At 74.0% G+C, this 17,547-nt stretch carries 18 protein-coding genes; 17 read left to right on the top strand and 1 reads right to left on the bottom strand.

All coding sequences use genetic code 11. The features are described from left to right. Positions 1-58 precede the first annotated feature (58 nt). Genes C2865_RS25050 through C2865_RS25040 form a run of 3 tightly spaced genes read left to right on the top strand, consistent with a single transcriptional unit; the run spans position 59 to position 1,734 of the window. Positions 59-394, top strand: coding sequence for a PadR family transcriptional regulator (locus C2865_RS25050; protein WP_106401004.1), 336 nt, complete (start codon positions 59-61; stop codon positions 392-394). Further along, positions 391-1,041: a permease prefix domain 1-containing protein gene (locus C2865_RS25045; protein ID WP_106401003.1), complete on the top strand. Its 651-nt coding sequence runs from the start codon at positions 391-393 to the stop codon at positions 1,039-1,041. Before C2865_RS25050 ends, C2865_RS25045 begins: the two co-directional genes overlap by 4 nt. 39 nt (positions 1,042-1,080) lie before the next feature. Beyond that, the gene (locus tag C2865_RS25040; protein ID WP_106401002.1) at positions 1,081-1,734 is read left to right on the top strand and encodes a TetR/AcrR family transcriptional regulator; all 654 of its coding nucleotides are present in this window, start codon (positions 1,081-1,083) and stop codon (positions 1,732-1,734) included. 97 nt (positions 1,735-1,831) lie between these two features. Here C2865_RS25040 and C2865_RS25035 read toward each other — a convergent pair whose 3' ends face one another. Beyond that, positions 1,832-3,451, bottom strand: a complete 1,620-nt coding sequence (locus C2865_RS25035; RefSeq protein WP_106401001.1) for an IclR family transcriptional regulator domain-containing protein — start codon at positions 3,449-3,451, stop codon at positions 1,832-1,834. Positions 3,452-3,563: 112 nt separating this feature from the next. Between C2865_RS25035 and C2865_RS25030 the strand changes: the two genes are divergently transcribed. The 14 genes from C2865_RS25030 to C2865_RS24965 all read left to right on the top strand — a co-directional run bounded on the left by C2865_RS25030 (position 3,564) and on the right by C2865_RS24965 (position 17,539). Next, complete coding sequence (locus C2865_RS25030) at positions 3,564-4,313, top strand: CoA transferase subunit A (RefSeq protein WP_106401000.1); 750 nt, start codon at positions 3,564-3,566, stop codon at positions 4,311-4,313. Then, positions 4,313-4,957, top strand: a complete 645-nt coding sequence (locus tag C2865_RS25025; RefSeq protein ID WP_106400999.1) for a CoA transferase subunit B — start codon at positions 4,313-4,315, stop codon at positions 4,955-4,957. Before C2865_RS25030 ends, C2865_RS25025 begins: the two co-directional genes overlap by 1 nt. Further along, complete coding sequence (locus C2865_RS25020) at positions 4,957-6,135, top strand: thiolase family protein (RefSeq protein ID WP_106400998.1); 1,179 nt, start codon at positions 4,957-4,959, stop codon at positions 6,133-6,135. Before C2865_RS25025 ends, C2865_RS25020 begins: the two co-directional genes overlap by 1 nt. 13 nt (positions 6,136-6,148) lie before the next feature. Beyond that, on the top strand, positions 6,149-6,901 hold the full coding sequence (gene pcaH / locus C2865_RS25015; protein ID WP_106400997.1) for a protocatechuate 3,4-dioxygenase subunit beta: 753 nt from the start codon (positions 6,149-6,151) through the stop codon (positions 6,899-6,901). Continuing rightward, positions 6,901-7,494 carry a protocatechuate 3,4-dioxygenase subunit alpha gene (gene pcaG / locus C2865_RS25010; protein WP_106400996.1) on the top strand — a complete coding sequence of 198 codons (594 nt, stop codon included), beginning with the start codon at positions 6,901-6,903 and terminating at the stop codon, positions 7,492-7,494. The genes pcaH and pcaG overlap by 1 nt, the downstream gene beginning before the upstream one ends. Beyond that, a complete protein-coding gene (gene pcaB, locus C2865_RS25005) occupies positions 7,481-8,836 on the top strand; it encodes a 3-carboxy-cis,cis-muconate cycloisomerase (RefSeq protein WP_106400995.1) in 1,356 nt (451 codons plus the stop codon). Before pcaG ends, pcaB begins: the two co-directional genes overlap by 14 nt. Continuing rightward, positions 8,833-9,930: a bifunctional 3-oxoadipate enol-lactonase/4-carboxymuconolactone decarboxylase PcaDC gene (gene pcaDC / locus C2865_RS25000; RefSeq protein ID WP_106400994.1), complete on the top strand. Its 1,098-nt coding sequence runs from the start codon at positions 8,833-8,835 to the stop codon at positions 9,928-9,930. The genes pcaB and pcaDC overlap by 4 nt, the downstream gene beginning before the upstream one ends. 7 nt (positions 9,931-9,937) lie before the next feature. After that, positions 9,938-11,143 (top strand): 4-hydroxybenzoate 3-monooxygenase, encoded by a 1,206-nt coding sequence (locus tag C2865_RS24995; RefSeq protein ID WP_106400993.1) that lies wholly within the window; start codon positions 9,938-9,940, stop codon positions 11,141-11,143. Between the two features lie 139 nt (positions 11,144-11,282). After that, complete coding sequence (locus C2865_RS24990) at positions 11,283-12,233, top strand: siderophore ABC transporter substrate-binding protein (RefSeq protein WP_106400992.1); 951 nt, start codon at positions 11,283-11,285, stop codon at positions 12,231-12,233. Next, entirely contained in the window at positions 12,233-13,231 is a 999-nt protein-coding gene (locus C2865_RS24985) for an ABC transporter permease (protein ID WP_106400991.1), read from the top strand. Before C2865_RS24990 ends, C2865_RS24985 begins: the two co-directional genes overlap by 1 nt. Beyond that, positions 13,228-14,235 (top strand): iron chelate uptake ABC transporter family permease subunit, encoded by a 1,008-nt coding sequence (locus C2865_RS24980; protein WP_232835804.1) that lies wholly within the window; start codon positions 13,228-13,230, stop codon positions 14,233-14,235. Before C2865_RS24985 ends, C2865_RS24980 begins: the two co-directional genes overlap by 4 nt. Further along, positions 14,232-14,990, top strand: a complete 759-nt coding sequence (locus tag C2865_RS24975; protein ID WP_106400989.1) for an iron ABC transporter ATP-binding protein — start codon at positions 14,232-14,234, stop codon at positions 14,988-14,990. The genes C2865_RS24980 and C2865_RS24975 overlap by 4 nt, the downstream gene beginning before the upstream one ends. A 183-nt stretch (positions 14,991-15,173) precedes the next feature. After that, positions 15,174-16,643, top strand: coding sequence for a phytoene desaturase family protein (locus tag C2865_RS24970; protein WP_198653575.1), 1,470 nt, complete (start codon positions 15,174-15,176; stop codon positions 16,641-16,643). After that, complete coding sequence (locus C2865_RS24965) at positions 16,640-17,539, top strand: phytoene/squalene synthase family protein (protein ID WP_106400988.1); 900 nt, start codon at positions 16,640-16,642, stop codon at positions 17,537-17,539. The genes C2865_RS24970 and C2865_RS24965 overlap by 4 nt, the downstream gene beginning before the upstream one ends. Positions 17,540-17,547: the final 8 nt, after the last annotated feature.

Raw genomic sequence — 17,547 nt, 5'->3', positions numbered from 1 at the left:
GGCTGCCAATACATAGAGAGATAGCACAGATCCGCCGACCATAGGTAGGCTGCCTACCGTGAGAACGGACGCGGTACGAGGCCATCTGGACGGGCTGCTGCTGGCCGCCCTGGAAGCGGGCCCCCTGCACGGCTACGCGATCATCACCACCGTGCAGGAGCGCAGCAACGGCGCGCTGGAACTGCGCAAGGGCACGATCTACCCCGCCCTCAACCGGCTGGAGCGGCTCGGCCTGCTGCGCAGCGCCTGGCAGGCCGAGGGCGAGCGGCGCCGCCGCTGCTACGAGCTCACCGACGCCGGCCGCCGCACCCTCGCCGACGAGCGCACGGCCTGGCGGGAGTTCACCGCCGCCATCGGCTCCGTCCTCGACCCCGCCCTGCGGGAGGCGACGTGACCGCCGACCCCATCGAGGCGCGCGTGGCCGAGCTGTCGGCCGTCCTGCACGGGCCCGCCCGGCTCAAGGCCCGCATGCTGGAGGAGCTGCGCGGCGGCCTCGCCGACGCCGCCGCCGACCTCTCCCCCGGGCCGGATCCCGACGCCGCCCGGCGGGCCGTGGCCGAGTTCGGGAGCGTCTCCGAACTGGCGCCCGCCTTCCAGCGGGAGCTCACCCTCGCCCAGGCCCGGCGCACCGCCCGGACCATGGCCCTCCTCCTCCCCCTTCTGATCGCGGGCCGGTACTGGGCGGGCTCCTCCGGCACCGCCCCCCACCTCCTCCACCTGGCGGCCGTGAACGCCACGGCCCTGGCCGCCGCCACCGCGCTCCTGGCCACGGTGTTCCTGGCGCTCACCGGCGCCTTCGGCCGCAGGCTCCCCACTCCGGGCGAGCTCCCCCTGGCCGTCGCCTGGACGGGCACCGTCGCGGCCGCGGCCGTCGGCGTCGGCGCCCTCACCCTGACCGCGGCCGCCGTCCTGTCCGCCAACTGGCCGCTGGCCGCCGCGACAGCCCTGCTCGCCCTGGGCTCCCACGCCCGCATCGCCTCGTCGGCCCGCGCGTGCAGGCGGTGCGCCAGGTTGCCGCGAGCCGACGCCTTTACGATGTAGATCATCTAATGGGAGCGGGCGCTCTGGCACACTGGGCGCATGTCGGCGTCGGACTCCTCCGGAGCGCGGCCCGCCGCGGCCCGGCGCGGGCGGCGCGGCGGGCGCCCCACCCTCGAGGAGGCCGCCGAGCTCGACCGGGCCGTGCGCGACTGCGCGCTGCGGCTCTTTCTCGAGCACGGCTACGAGGGCACCTCGATGGACGCCATCGCCCGCGCCGCCGGCACCACCAAGGCGTCGCTCTACACGCGGTTCGGCGGCAAGGAGGAGCTGTTCAGGGCGGTGCTCGGGCAGGCCGTCACCGACGCGGTCCGGGCCGATCCCGAGCCCCTCGACCCCGACGACCTCGAAGGCGCGCTGACCGCCATCGCCCGCGCCGCCCTGCGGCACGCGCTCGACCCGGTGATGGTGCGGCTCGCCCGGATCGCGGCCACCCAGGCCGGGCGCTTCCCCGAACCGCCCCGCCAGGTCTTCCTCCCCCGCAGGCGGCTCCTCGTCGAACTGCTGGAGCGCCACGCCGCCACCGGGGCGATCACCGCCGACGAGCCGGAGATCCTCGCCGAGCACTTCTTCGCGATGGTCTCCGGCATGCCCGCCCGCCTCGCCTCCTTCGGGCACCTGCGCGATCCCGCCACCCAGGAGCACCACATGGAGGTCGCGGTGCGGCTCTTCCTGCGCGGCCTGCGCCCGGACTGAGCGGCGCGTCGCGCAGGCGGCACCCGAAGGCCGCACACCGCGGCCGGGCACGACGGCGCCCGCTCCTCCCCCAGGGCCCGGTCATGCCGTCTCCGGGTCACAGGGTGAGGGGCTGGTGCCGGGTGAGCGCGGCGAGGTCGGCGTCGATGGCCCGCGCGGCGGCGGCCAGGTGCGGCAGGAGGCGTTCGCACATCTCGCCGACCGGTTCGGCGGTGGCCGGGACGGCGAGGTTGAGGGCGGCGACGGCGCGGCCCTCGGCGTGGACGGGGACGGAGAGGGAGCGCAGGCCCGTCTCCAGTTCCTGGTCGACCAGGGCGTACCCGTCGCGGCGGGCCGCGGCCACGGCCTCGCCGAGCTCGTCGGCGCCGGTGAGGGTGAAGGGGGTGAAGGCGCGGCGTTCGGACCGCGCGATCAGCCCGGCGGCCTCGGGCTCGGGCAGGCCCGCCAGCAGGACCCGGCCCATCGCGGTGGCGTAGGCGGGGAAGCGGGTGCCGATGTGGATGTCGGCACGCATGAGCCGCGAGGCCTGGGCGCGGGCGACGTAGCGGATGTCGGTGCCGTCCAGGACGGCGACCGACGCCGAGTCGTGCACCTTGACCACCAGGTCGCGCAGGTGGGGGCGGGCCAGCTGCTCGAACGTCATCTCGCTGACCCGCCGGTAGCCGAGGTCCAGGACGCGGGGCAGCAGCCGGAAGTGACGGCCGTCCTCGCGCACGTAGCCGAGCTCGGCGAGCGACAGCAGGGCGCGGCGCGCGGTGGCGCGGGGCTGGCCCGTCGCGGCGGCGGCCTCGGAGATCGTCAGCCCTCCCGGACGGGCGCCGAGGGCGTGCAGGACGGCCAGGCCGCGGTCCAGCGACTGGAGGAAGTGCGCGCCGAGCCGTTCCTTCAGCTCGGCGTTGGCCTCCGTGCCGGGCGGGAGCGGCTCCTCCGCGCGGGGCGGGCGGGCCAGGTGCTCCTCCATCTCGGCGACGCAGGCGGCGACGGGCTCCCGGACCTGCTCGTACAGGGACTCCGCCGTGTGGCGGCTGGTGTGGCTCACCACGCTCAGCGCCAGGAGCGCGCCGCCCGTGGCGGCGCGGACGGGGACCGCGACGGCGATCAGCCCCGGCTCGAGGAACTCCTCGTCCAGCGACCTCCCCGAGGCGCGGAAGTCCGCCACACGGCCGCGGAACCCCTCGATCACGGACGGCTCGGCGAACGGCGAGACGGAGAAGCGCCGCCCGCGCGGCCCCCCGGTGACCCGCGCCTCCCAGGCCCGCCACAGCTCGTCACCCCATTCCGCCGCGAACAGCGGCCCGGGGGCGCAGCGCTCGGCGGGCAGCAGGTCGCCGATCCGGAACGCCACCGACAGGGAGCGGCGGCGCGGCGACTGGCCGACGAAGCGCACCCCGTCCCCGTCGGGGACCGCCAGCGAGACCGACTCGTCCAGCTCGTCGGCGAGCGCCGCGGCGCGCCGGGCCAGGAACCGGTCGGGGTCCAGCGCGGACAGGTAGGCGTTGCCCGCCTCCATCATCCGCGGGGTGGCCGCCACCTCCCGGCCCCGGGAGCGCAGGTAGCCGGTGGCCTCGAGGGTGGAGAGGACGCGGTCGACGGTGGAGCGGACCAGGCCCGTGGCGGGCACCAGGTCGGCGGGGCGCGGCGGCGAGGAGGCGCCGCCGATCACCTCCATGACCCGCAGCCCGCGCTCCAGCGGGCCGACCGGCCGCTCGTCCCCCATGATCCGCTCCTTTCCCCGCCGCCGGCGGTTGACATCGGCCACGTGACCGCCGACACTACTCTGCACGATTCTGAATGAAAGTTCACTGGGCGAACACTTAGAGGGTACAGGTATGGACAAGGTGGTGGCGAGCGCCGCCGAGGCCGTCGCGGACATCCCCGGCGGATCCTCGCTGGCCGTGGGCGGCTTCGGCCTGAGCGGCGTGCCGAACGCGCTCATCGAGGCGCTGCACGAGGCCGGCGTGAAGGGCCTGAGCGTGGTGTCGAACAACTGCGGCGTGGACGGCAGCGGCCTCGGCGTCCTGCTGGCGGCCGACCAGATCGTCCGGGTGACCGGCTCCTACATCGGCGAGAACAAGACGTTCGCCCGCAAGTACCTGGGCGGCGAGATCGAGGTCGAGCTGACCCCCCAGGGCACGCTCGCCGAGCGGCTGCGCGCGGGCGGCTGCGGCATCCCCGCCTTCTACACCCCCGCCGGGGTCGGGACGGCCGTCGCCGAAGGCGGCATGCCGTGGCGCTACGCCGCCGACGGGTCCGTCGCCCTGGCCTCCCCCGCCAAGGAGGTCCGCGAGTTCGACGGCGTCGAGTACGTGCTGGAGCGCGGCATCACCACCGATTTCGCACTGGTGCGGGCGCAGCGCGGCGACCGGTTCGGCAACCTGGAGTTCGCCAAGGCGTCCCGGAACTTCAACCCGCTCGCCGCCATGGCCGGCCGGATCACGATCGCCGAGGTCGAGGAGCTCGTGGACTCCCTCGACCCCCAGGAGGTGCACCTGCCGGGCGTCTTCGTCCAGCGGGTGGTGGCGCTGACGGCCGAGCAGGCCGCCGCCAAGGGAATCGAGAAGAGGACGGTGCGCGCCTGATGGCCTGGACCCGCGACGAGATGGCGGCCCGCGCCGCCGCCGAGCTGACCGACGGCTCGTATGTGAACCTCGGCATCGGCCTGCCCACCCTGGTGCCCGGCCACGTGCCGCCCGGCGTGCGGGTCGTCCTGCACTCCGAGAACGGCGTCCTGGGCGTCGGGCCCTACCCGCTGGAGGAGGAGGTCGACCCCGACCTGATCAACGCGGGCAAGGAGACCATCACCGTCCTGCCCGGCGCGTCCTACTTCGACTCCTCCCTGTCGTTCGGGATGATCCGCGGCGGCCACATCGACACCGCGATCCTGGGCGCCATGCAGGTCTCGGCCCGCGGCGACCTGGCCAACTGGGCGGTCCCCGGCAAGATGGTCAAGGGCATGGGCGGCGCGATGGACCTCGTCCACGGCGCCGGGCGCGTGGTCGTGCTGACCGCCCACAACGCCAAGGACGGCTCCCCGAAGATCGTCCAGGAGTGCGACCTGCCGCTGACCGGCCGCGCCTGCGTGCACCGGATCATCACCGACCTCGCCGTCCTGGACGTCACGCCCGACGGCCTCGTCCTGGTGGAGACCGCGCCCGGCGTGCGCGCCGCCGAGGTCGAGGAGCGGACCGGGGCCAAGCTCACCGTCGCGGAAGGAGTGCTGTGATGAACGACGTCTACATCGTCGACGCCGTCCGCACCCCGATCGGCAGGTACGCCGGGGCGCTGGCGAAGACGCGTCCGGACGACCTGGCCGCGGGCGTCCTGCGCGCCCTGGTGGAGCGCAGCCCGTCGCTGGACCCGGCCCGGATCGACGACGTGTTCCTCGGCAACGCCAACGGCGCGGGCGAGGAGAACCGGAACGTGGCGCGGATGGCCTCGCTGCTGGCGGGCCTGCCGGTGAGCGTGCCGGGCGCGACGGTCAACCGGCTGTGCGGCTCCGGCCTGGAGGCCGTCATCCAGGCGTCCCGCGCGATCGCCGTCGGGGACGCCTCGATCACGATCGCCGGCGGGGTGGAGTCGATGACCCGCGCCCCGTGGGTGGTGCCCAAGGCCGAGCGGCCCTTCCCCGCGGGGAACGTGCAGATGGTCTCCACGACGCTCGGCTGGCGGCTGGTCAACCCGGTCATGCCCGGCGAGTGGACCGGCGCGCTCGGCGACGGCGCCGAGCTGATCGCCGAGCGGTACGGCATCGGCCGCGAGGCCCAGGACGCCTTCGCCCTGGACAGCCACCGCAAGGCCGACCGCGCCTGGACCGAGGGCGTGCACGACGCGCAGGTCGTCCCGGTCGCCGGGGCGGACCTGGCGCGGGACGAGAGCATCCGGCCCGGCGGCACCATGGAGGCGCTCGCCCGGCTCAAGCCCGCCTTCCGCCCCGACGGGACGGTCACCGCCGGGAACTCCTCCCCGCTCAACGACGGCGCGGCGGCGCTCCTGCTGGCCGACGAGGCAGGCCTGGCCGCGCTCGGCCGCGAGCCGCTCGCCCGGATCCGGGCGAGCGCCGCGACCGCGCTGGAGCCGCAGCTGTTCGGCCTCGGCCCGGTCGAGGCGATCGGCAGGGCGCTCGACCGCGCGAAGCTCGGCTTCGGCGACCTGACGACCGTCGAGATCAACGAGGCGTTCGCCGCGCAGACCCTCGGCTGCCTGGCCGCCCTGCCCGACCTCGACCCCGCGCTGGTCAACCCCGACGGCGGCGCGATCGCCCTCGGCCACCCGCTCGGCGCGTCCGGGGCGCGGCTGGCCGGGGCCGTCGCGCACCGGCTCGCGGCCTCCGGCGGCGGCGTCGGCGTGGCCTCGTTGTGCATCGGCGTCGGGCAGGGCCTGGCCCTGATCCTGGAAAGGTGAGAGGAGAACCCAGTTGAACGCGCTCCAGCCGCCCACCCAGGCGGACATCGACCGCGAGATCGCCGAGCACGAGGGGTCGCGGCCCGGCGCCGCCCACCCCGCCCGCGACTACGCGCCCTACCGCTCCAGCGTGCTGCGCCATCCCCGGCAGCGGCTGGTCGTCGTCGAGGACCCCGAGGCCGTCGAGCTGACCGGGCCCGCGTTCGGCGTCACCGACGTCACCGCGCTCGACAACGACCTGACCCGCCGGCACCAGGGCGAGCCGCTGGGCGAGCGCATCACCGTCACCGGACGGGTCCTCGACCGGAGCGGACGCCCCGTCACGGGCCAGCTCGTGGAGATCTGGCAGGCCAACGCCTCCGGCCGCTACGCCCACCAGCGCGACGACCACCCCGCGCCGCTGGACCCCAACTTCACCGGGGTGGGGCGCTGCCTGACCGACGCCGAGGGCCGCTACTCCTTCACCACGATCAAGCCGGGCGCCTACCCGTGGCGCAACCACACCAACGCCTGGCGGCCCGCCCACATCCACTTCTCGCTGTTCGGGCAGGCCTTCACCCAGCGGCTCGTCACCCAGATGTACTTCCCCGGCGACCCGCTGTTCCCCTACGACCCGATCCTGCAGTCGGTGACGGAGCGGCCCGCGCGGGAAAGACTCGTGGCGGAGTACGCCCACGACCTCTCCGTACCGGAGTGGTCGCTCGGCTACCGGTGGGACATCGTCCTCGACGGCCCCGCCGCCACCTGGATGGAGGAGGGACGCTGATGGAGAACACGCTGGAGCCCACGCCGTCGCAGACCGTCGGCCCATTCTACGGTTACGCGCTGCCCTTCCCCGGCGGCGAGGAGATCGTCCCGCCGGGCGAGCCCGGTGCGGTGGTCGTCCGGGGCACCGTCTTCGACGGGGCGGGGACGCCGGTCCCCGACGCGATCATCGAGGTCTGGCAGCCCGGCCCGGACGGGTCGCTGCGCGGCGCGCCCGGCTCCCTGCGCCGCGACCCCGTCACCGGAGGGGTGCTGGGCCGCACCGGCCTGGACTTCACCGGTTTCGGGCGGGCGGCCACCGACGCCGACGGGCACTGGTACGTCCGCACGCTCCCGCCGGGCCCGCACCGGGAGGGCGCCGCGCCCCACCTGTCGGTCTGCGTGTTCGCGCGGGGCCTGCTGCACCACCTGTACACCCGGGTCTACCTGCCCGAGGACGCCGAGGCGCTGGCGGCCGACCCGCTCCTGGCCGCCCTGCCGCCGCAGCGCAGGGACACGCTGATCGCCGGTCCCGAACGTCCAGGTGTGTATCGCTTCGACCTGTGGCTGCAGGGAGGGGCGGGGGAAGAGACGGTGTTCCTTGAGTTCGCCTGACGCCGCGGACGGCGCCGATCTGGGACTGCTCTCGCCCGTCCGGGCCGGGAGCGCCGTGGCGCAGGCGACCGGGGACCTGGCGTTCCTCCAGGCGATGCTCGACGCCGAGGCCGCCCTCACCCGGGCGCAGGCCCGGCTCGGGCTCGCCCCGGCCGAGGCCGCGCAAGCCGTCTCCCGGGCGGCCTCCGCCGGCCGCCTCGACCCGCGCGGGCTCGCCGAGCGCGCCCGCGCGGGCGGCAACCCGGTCATCCCCCTGGTCGCCGACCTGACCGCCGCGGTCGGCCCCGAGCACGGCCCGTACGTGCATCGGGGGGCGACCAGCCAGGACATCCTCGACACCGCCCTCATGCTGGTGGCGCGGCGCGCGGTCGCCGTCATGGCCGGCGATCTCGACCGCACCGCCGCCGCCCTCGCCCGGCTCGCCGCCGAGCACCGCACGACGCCCATGCCGGGCCGCACCCTCACCCAGCACGCCGTGCCCACCACCTTCGGGCTCAAGGCCGCCGGATGGCGCTCCCTGGTGCTGGACGGGCGCGACCGGCTCGCCGCGCTCGTCCTGCCCGCCCAGCTCGGCGGGGCCGCGGGCACCCTCGCCGCCTTCGCGGAATTCGCCGGGCCCGCCCGTACGGGCCCGGACGGCGTCCCGGCGACCCGGCTCGTCGAGGCGTTCGCCGCCGAGACGGGGCTGGCCGCGCCGGTGCTGCCCTGGCACGTGCTGCGCACCCCGGTCGCCGACCTGGGCGCCGCCCTGGCCGTCGCCACCGGGGCGCTCGGCAAGCTCGCCGCGGACGTGCTGGTGCTCTCGCGCACCGAGATCGGCGAGGTCGCCGAGGGCACGGGCGGCGGATCCTCGGCGATGCCGCACAAGAGCAACCCGGTGCGGGCGACCCTCATCGCCTCGGCCGCCCGGCAGGTGCCCGCGCTCGCCTCGATCCTGTTCGGCGCGATGACCGCCGAGGACGAGCGGCCCGCCGGGGCCTGGCACGCCGAATGGCAGCCGCTGCGCGAGGCGCTGCGGCTGGCGGGCGGCGCCGCGGAGGCGGCCGCGGAACTCGCCGCCGGGCTCGTCGTGCGGCCCGAGCGGATGCGCGCGAACCTCGACCTGACCCACGGGCTGATCGTCTCCGAGCGGGCCGGCATCCGGCTGGCCGACAGGCTCGGCCGGGCGCGGTCCCGCGAGGTGCTCGACGAGGCCTCCCGCCGCACCGCCGCCACCGGCGCGCCGCTCGCCGCGTCGCTCGAAGCCCTGGACGCCGGCGGCATCGACACCGACCCGGCCGCCTACCTCGGCGCCGCGGCCGCCCTCGTCGACGCCGCCCTCGAACGCGAAAGCACATCATGAGCCTGCACCACCGCCTCGACGGGCCCGAACACGGCGCCCCGCTGATCCTCGGCCCCTCCCTGGGCACCTCCCTGGAGGTGTGGAAGCACCAGGTCGACGCGCTCGCCCGGCGGCACCGCGTCCTGCGCTTCGACCTGCCCGGACACGGCGGATCCGCCACCGACCCGGCGGCCGACACCGTCGAGCGGCTCGCCAGACTCGTCCTCGAACTCGCCGACGCCCAGGGCTGGGAGACCTTCCACTACGCCGGGATCTCGCTCGGCGGGGCGATCGGCGCGGCCCTCGCCGCGTCCCGGCCCGAGCGGGTCTCCTCCCTGGCGATGATCTGCTCCTCCGCCCGGTTCGGCACGGCCGAGTCGTGGCTGGAGCGGGCAGCGCTGGTGCGGGAGAAGGGCATGGCGCCGATGGTCGCCGGCTCGCCGGGCCGCTGGTTCGCCGGACCGCACGACGAGGCGCTCGTCGCCGGGATCTCCTCCGTCGACCCGGAGGGCTACGCCGCCTGCTGCTCCGCGCTCGCCGGGTACGACCTGCGCGAACGGCTCGGCCGCATCACCTGCCCGACGCTCGTCCTGGCGGGCCGCGACGACGTCGCCACACCGCCCGCGCACGCGCGGGAGCTCGCCGACGGGATCGCCGACGCGGCCCTCACCGAGGTCCCCCGGGCGGGCCACCTGGCGCCCGTCGACCAGCCCGAGGCCGTCACCACCGCGCTGCTGAACCACCTGGGCATGGCCCACTCCAGCGGCATGCGGGTCCGCCGGGCCGTCCTCGGCGACGCGCACGTCGACCGCGCCATCGCCCGCACCACCCCGTTCACCGCCGACTTCCAGGACTTCATCACCCGCTACGCCTGGGGCGAGATCTGGACCCGCCCCGGCCTGGACCGCCGCACCCGCAGCTGCATCACGCTCACCGCGCTCGTCGCCGGAGGCCACCACGACGAGCTCGCCATGCACGTACGCGCCGGCCTCAACAACGGCCTGACCCCCGACGAGATCAAGGAAGTGCTGCTGCAGACGGCCGTCTACTGCGGCGTGCCCGCCGCCAACAGCGCCTTCGCCGTCGCCCAGCGCGTCCTGAACGACCAGCCCTGAGGAAACCATGCAGAACCCACCCACCCGCACCCAGGTCGCCATCATCGGAGCAGGCCCCGCCGGGCTGCTGCTCGCCCACCTGCTGCACCGGCGCGGCATCGACACCGTCGTCCTGGAGAGCCGCGACCGCTCCTACGTCGAACGCCGCCAGCGCGCCGGCATCCTCGAGCAGGGCACCGTCGACATCCTGCGCGCCACCGGCGCCGGCAGGCGCATGGACCGGCAGGGCCTGCGCCACGACGGCATCGAGCTGCGCTTCGGCGGCGAGTCCCACCGGATCGACTTCCCCTCGCTGACCGGCGGGCGGTCCGTCATGGTCTACGCCCAGACCGAGGTCGTCAAGGACCTCATCGGCCTGCGCCTGGACGAGGACCAGCCGATCCTGTTCGAGGCCGAGGCCCTGGAGATCAGCGGCATCGACGGCGACTCCCCTCAGGTCCGCTACCGGCGCCGCGGCCAGGAGCACACCCTCGCCTGCGACGTCGTCGCAGCCTGCGACGGGTTCCACGGCATCGGCCGCCGCTCGCTGCCCGGCGCGGACACCTTCGAGCGCGTCTACCCCTTCTCCTGGCTGGGCGTCCTCGCCGACGTCCCGCCGTCCTGCGAGGAGCTCATCTACGCCCACCACCCCGAGGGCTTCGCCCTGCACAGCATGCGCAGCCCCGAGGTCAGCCGGCTCTACCTGCAGGTCTCCCCGGACGAGAGGCTCGAGAACTGGTCCGACGCCCGGATCTGGGACGAGCTGGCGAACCGCTTCGCCGTCGACGGCGGCTGGGAGCTCGGCACCGGCCCCATCACCGACAAGAGCATCACCCCGATGCGCAGCTTCGTCACCGAGCCGATGCGGCACGGCCGCCTCTTCCTGGCGGGCGACGCCGCGCACATCGTGCCCCCGACCGGCGCCAAGGGCCTCAACCTCGCCGCCGCCGACGTGACGCTGCTGGCCGCGGCCCTGCTGCGCTGGTACCGCACCGGCGACGAGGGCGGGCTCGACTCCTACTCCGCCGACGCGCTGCGGCGCGTGTGGCGGGCCGAGCACTTCTCCTACCTGATGACGTCGATGCTGCACGCCCAGCCGTCGCGGGACCCCTTCGAGCTCAGGCTCCAGCTGGCGCAGCTGCACTACACGGCGACCTCCGCCGCCGCGGCGACCTCGCTGGCCGAGAACTACGTCGGACTCCCCCTACCGGGTGCCGAAGACATCGTCGAATAGCGAGCCAGCAAATAAGACGGAATCGTATCTCCGGATATGGTTCCGTCTTATTTGTTCAGGAACGGACACCCCCAGACGGACCAGGGATCGTTAGTAGGTTAGGCTAACCTAAATTTTGGATCGTTCCCACGAGGTTCCCATGCGCCATACCCCGTTGCGGGCCCGCCTGTCCGGCCTGTTCCTCCTGCCCTTCCTGCTCCTGCCCGCCGCGTGCGGCGGATCCGAGGCCGACTCCGCGGCCGAGGGCTCCGGCGGCAGCGTGACCGTGGAGCACGCCCAGGGCTCCACCACCGTCGAGGGGACCCCGGAGAAGATCGTCGTCTTCGACGTCGGCTACCTGGCGACCCTGGACGAGCTCGGCGTGAAGGTCGCCGGCGTCCCCGCCGTGGAGAACCTGCCGGGCGACCTGGCCGAGTACTCCGGCGACACCTACCCCAAGGTCGGTTCGCTGTTCGAGCCCGACTACGAGAAGGTCAACGCCCTGGCGCCCGACCTGATCGTGGTGGCCGGCCGCTCCGCCGCCGCCTACCCCGAGCTGAAGAAGATCGCGCCGACCGTCGACCTGACCGTCGACCAGACCGACTTCGTCGGCAGTTTCCGCGCCCGCACCGAGGCCCTCGGCAGGCTCGTGGGCAAGGAGGACCAGGTCGGGCAGCGCCTGTCCGCGCTCGACCAGTCCATCGCCGACGTCAGGGGCAGGGCCGACGAGCGCACCGGCCTCATCGTGCTCACCACCGGCGGCAAGATCAGCGCCCACGGCCCCGGCGGCCGGTTCGGCATCGTGCACGACGTGCTCGGCGTGAAGCCCGCCGCGACCGGCCTGAAGACCGACACCCACGGCAACGCCGTCTCGCACGAGTTCATCGCCGAGACCGACCCCGACCTGCTGTACGTCGTCGACCGCGACGCCGCCATCGGCGAGGAGGGCCAGGCCGCCGCGCAGGTCCTGGACAACGCGCTGGTGAAGCAGACCGAGGCCGCGAAGAACGACAAGATCGTCTACCTCGACGCGTTCACCTGGTACATCGCGCCGACCGCGCTCGGCTCGGTCGAGTCCATGGTCAAGGCCGTCGGCGACAGCCTCGCCTGATGACCCGCCCGCCCGCCACCACCGGGCGGCCGCGCACCCGGCACCTGGCGGCCGGGACGGTGCTCCTCGCCGCCCTGGCCGCCGGGTCGCTGTTCGTCGGCGTCAGCGGGCTCACCCCCGCCGGCGTGCTCGACGGACGCCCCGAGGAGGTCCGAGTCCTCCTCGAGTCGCGGCTGCCCCGCCTCCTCGCCGTCCTGCTCGCCGGCACCGCCATGAGCGTCGCCGGACTGATCATGATGCACATCACCGGCAACCGGTTCGTCTCGCCCGCCACGGCCGGGACCAACGAGTCCGCCGCGTTCGGCGTGCTGGTCGCCACCCTGTTCGCCGGGGGCCAGGCCCTCTTCGTGAAGATGTCCGTGGCCGTCCTCTTCGCGTTGGTCGGCACCTTCTTCTTCATGTGGATCCTGCGCCGGCTCACCTTCCGCGACATGATCCTGGTGCCGCTCGTCGGCCTCATGTTCGGCGCGGTCGTCAGCGCCGCCACCATGTTCGTCGCCTACCGGGCCGACCTGCTGCAGACGCTCGGCGCGTGGACGTCCGGCGACTTCTCCGGCGTGCTGCGGGGGCGCTACGAGCTGCTGTGGATCGCCGGGGCGGTGACCGTCCTGGGCTACCTGTACGCCGACCGCTTCACCGTCGCCGGCATGGGCCGCACCTTCGCCGTCAACCTGGGCGTGCGCTACGACCGCGTCGTCAACACCGGCCTGGTGCTCACCGCGGTCATCACCGCGGTCGTCGTCTCCACCGTCGGCGAGATCCCGTTCGTCAGCCTCATCGTGCCCAACCTCGTCACCCTGGTGCTGGGCGACAACCTGCGCCACGCGCTGCCCGCCACCGCGCTGGCCGGTGCGCTGTTCGTGCTGGTGTGCGACATCGCGGGACGCCTCATCCGGTTCCCGTACGAGATCCCCGTCTCCACCGTCATCGGCGTCGTCGGCAGCGTCGTCTTCCTCACCCTGCTGCTGCGCGGCGGCAAACGCATGGGGCTGCGATGAACCTGACGAACATGCTGAACGCCCCGAAGGCGGGGATCCGCACCCCGGAGGCCGTCCGCCGCGAACGCCGCGTGCTCCTCGTGCTGGCCGGGCTCGCCGTGGCCGCGGTCGCCGGGTTCTGCTTCATCGGGCTCGTCGGCAACTGGGAGTACGCCCTCGGCATCCGGACCCGCAAGGTCGCCGCGATGGTCGTGGTCGGGACCGCGATCGCGGTGTCCAGCGTGCTGTTCCAGACCGTCACCGGCAACCTCATCCTCACCCCCGGCATCATGGGGTTCGACCAGCTCTTCGTGCTGGTCCAGACCCTGATCGTGTTCCTGTTCGGCGCGCTGGCGCTGACCTCCGCCGACCCGCGGCTGCTGTTCGCCGGGCAGGTGGCGGCGATGGTGCTCTTCGCCGGAGGCCTGTACCGCTCGCTGTTCGGCCGCGACCGCAAGGACCTGTTCGTGCTGGTCCTGGCCGGGATCGTGTTCGGCACGCTGTTCGGCAGCCTGTCGTCGCTGGCCGCCCGGCTGATCAACCCGAACGACTTCGTGGTGCTGCAGGACAGCCTGTTCGCCGGCTTCAACCAGGTGGACCCGAGCCTGCTCGGCCTGTCCGCGGTGGTCGTCGCGGCGACGGCGGTGTGGACGGCGCGGCTGTCCTCGCGCCTGGACGTGGTGGCCCTCGGCCGCGACTACGCGCTCAACCTGGGCGTGGGCCACGCCTCGGTGGTCAACCAGGCGCTGGTCGTCGTCGCGGTGCTGGTGTCGGTGGCCACCGCGCTGGTCGGCCCGCTGACCTTCCTCGGCCTGCTGGCGGCCAACCTGGCCCGGCAGCTGACCGGCGCCTTCCGCCACGGCCTGCTGCTGCCCGCCGCCGCGCTGCTGTCGGTGGTCGTGCTGGCCGGGGGGCAGACGCTGCTGGAGCGGGTGTTCGGCATGAACACCGCGCTCAGCGTGATCATCAACTTCGCCGGCGGTGCCTACTTCATCGCCCTGCTCATCCGGGAGACACGACGGTGATCGAGATCAGGGACGTCACCAAGCGCTACGACGGCACCACCGTGCTCGACCGGGTCTCGCTGACCATCGAGCCCGGGGGCGTGACCTCCGTCATCGGCCCCAACGGGGCGGGCAAGTCGACGCTGCTGTCCATCGTCAGCCGGCTCGCCCCCGCCGACGGCGGCACCGTCACCGTGGACGGCCTGGACGTGGCGGCCACGCCCGGCGAGGTGCTGGCCAGGCGCCTGGCCGTGCTCCGCCAGGAGAACCACATGCCGGTGCGCCTCACCGTGCGGGAGCTGGTGGCCTTCGGCCGGTTCCCGCACAGCGGCGGCAGGCTCACCCCGGCCGACCTGGCGCTCGTCGACGAGGCCATCGCCTACTTCGAGCTGGAGCCGCTCGCCGACCGGCATCTGGACCAGCTGTCGGGCGGCCAGCGCCAGCGCGCCTACGTGGCGATGGTGCTCTGCCAGGACACCGACTACGTCCTGCTCGACGAGCCGCTGAACAACCTGGACATGCGGCACGCGGTGCAGATGATGCGCAGGGTCCGCCGCATGGCCGACGACTACGGCAAGACCGTCGTCCTGGTCATGCACGACATCAACTTCGCCTCCTGCCACTCCGACACGATCATCGCGATGAAGGACGGCGCGGTCGCCGCGCAGGGCCCGACCGCGCGGATGATGACCCCGGAGGTCCTCGGCCCCGTCTACGGCCTCGACATCGACGTGCACGAGCTGGGCGGCAGCCGCATCGGCGTCTACTTCTCCTGACGCCGCGTCTGGCGGCGGGCAACCCGGAGTAAGAAGATCGCCATTCCCCGTGGTCACGGGGTGTGGGAGGGGCACCGGACCGGAAGGTTCGAGGCAGCGGATAGACCCCCTCCGACCAAGGAGCCCCATGACGACGACCTCGGCGACCGGCGGACCGCTCACGCGGATCACGGGGAGGAACGCGTGACGAGCGGACGGACGGTCGTGATCGGCGCGGGCCTCGGCGGGCTCGCCGCCGCGGTGCGGCTGGCCTCGGCGGGACGCGAGGTGACCGTCGTCGAGGCGCGGGAGGCGCCCGGAGGCTGCTGCGGCACCGCGCAGGCCGGGCCGTACCGGTTCGACACCGGGCCCTCGGTGCTCACCATGCCCGGTGTCCTCGCCGACGTGTTCGCGGCCGCCGGGGAGGAGATGGGCTCGTGGCTGCCGCTGCGCAGGCTCGACCCCTCCTACCGGCTCTCCTACCCCGACGGTTCCCGTCTGGACGTCCTGCCGGACGCCGGCGCGATGGTCGAGCAGGTCCGCACGGTGTGCGGGCCTGACGAGGCCGCGCGCTACCTGCGGTTCCGCGCCCTGCTGGGCGAGCTGTTCGCGACGGAGTGGCCTGCCTTCATCGACCGGGACATGACCTCGCTGCGCGACCTCGCCAGGCCGTACACGCTGCTGCGGCTGGCCTCCCTGGGCGGGTTCCGGCGGCTGGACCGGCTGGTCAGGTCCCATCTCACCGACGAGCGGCTGATCCGGGCGCACACGTTCCAGTCGCTGTACGTCGGCCTTTCGCCCCGCAGGGCCCTCGGCATCTACGCGGTGATCGCGCACATGGACACCGTCGGCGGGGTCTTCTTCCCCGAGCGGGGCGGCATGTACGCCGTTCCCAAAGCGCTGGCGGCGCTCGCGGAGAAGAAGGGCGCCGCGTTCCGGTACGGAGTGCGCGCCGCGAAGGTGGAGGCCGACGGATCCGGCGTCACCGGCGTGCGGCTGGAGACCGGGGAGCGGCTCGAGGCACGGCACGTCGTGGTCGCGTGCGACCTGCCTCGCGCGCACGCCGACGGGCTGCTGCCGGACGAGGCACGGGACTGGCGGCTGCGCAGGCCGCGCTTCTCCCCCTCCTGCCTGGTGATGCACTTCGGCCTGGACCGGCCGCTGCCCGGCCAGGCCCACCACACCCTGCACTTCGGCGGGCAGTGGGACGCGACGTTCACCGCGCTCGACCGGGGGCTCCCCCAGCCCGACCCGAGCATCCTGGTCACCCACCCCGTCTCGGACACCGGCGCCGCACCGCAGGGGCACGCCACTCTGAGCGTCCTGGAGCCGACGCCGAACCTCGCCTCCGGAGACCGCGACCCCGGGCTCGGCGTCCGGCTGCAGGAGCGGCTGCTCACCCGGCTCGACGAGCTCGGGTACGGCGATCTGAGCGGCGCGCCCCGGCTGGTGTGGGACCCGTGGAAATGGAAGCGGGAAGGCCACTCGGCGGGCACGCCCTTCGCCCTCGACCACCGGTTCGCCCAGACGGCTTGGTTCCGGCCGTCGGGCGCCGCCCGGCGCGTCCCCCGCCTGCACTTCGCGGGCATGCACACCGCCCCCGGTGTCGGGGTCCCGCCCGTGCTGATCTCGGGGCGCCTGGCGGCACACCGCATCCTGGAGGACCGCGGATGACCCTGACCGCCAGCTACGAGATCTGCCGCAGGCTGCACGCCCGCTTCGGCCGCTCGTACTACCTGGCCACGCGGCTGCTTCCCGCCTGGAAGCGGCGGCACGTGCACGCGATCTACGGTTTCGCCCGGTACGCCGACGAGATCGTGGACTCCTTCACCATGACGGACGACCGGGCCGCGGCGCTGGACCGCCTGGCGGTCCGGCTCTCGGCGAGCCTGGCGGGCGAGCCCGCCCACGACCACGTCCTGCCCGCGTTCGCCCACACGGTGCGCTCCTTCGGGATCCGCCCCGAGGACGTCGACGCCTTCCTGCGGTCGATGCGCGCCGACCTGTCGGTCGCCCGCTACGCCTCGTACGACGACCTCCTGGAGTACATGGAGGGCTCCGCCGCGGTGATCGGCACCATGATGCTGCCCGTCCTGGAACCGCTCCCGGGCCGGGAGAAGGAGGCGCGGGAGCCCGCGCGCCAGCTCGGCCTGGCCTTCCAGCTCACCAACTTCCTGCGCGACGTAAGGGAGGACCTGTCCCGGGGTCGGGTGTACCTCCCCCAGGACGACCTGGCGCGCTTCGGTGTGGACGAGGCCGACCTCGCACTTCCGCGCGTCTCCCCCCGTCTGCGCGACCTCCTCGCCTTCGAGGCCGGGCGTGCCCGCGAGCACTACCGCGCGGCCCTTCCCGGGATCGGGATGCTCGTCCCCGCGTCCCGTCCGTGCATCCGGGCGGCACACGCGCTGTACGGGGGCATCCTGGACGAGATCGAGAAGGCCGGTTTCGAGGTCCTCGCCCGGCGGGTCCGCGTGCCCCTCCACCGCAGGCTGACCGTCTTCGCCCGCCATCTGCGTGCGGCCTCGGCGGCGTGCCGGGCCGAGCACCGCGTCCAGGTGCGGATCCCCTGAAGAAGGGG

It is taken from the genome of Actinocorallia populi (assembly GCF_002995495.1).
Lineage (GTDB): Bacteria > Actinomycetota > Actinomycetes > Streptosporangiales > Streptosporangiaceae > Actinocorallia > Actinocorallia populi.
The sequence above is the reverse complement of the archived record's forward strand: the minus strand, read 5'-3'. Positions and strand labels throughout refer to the sequence as shown.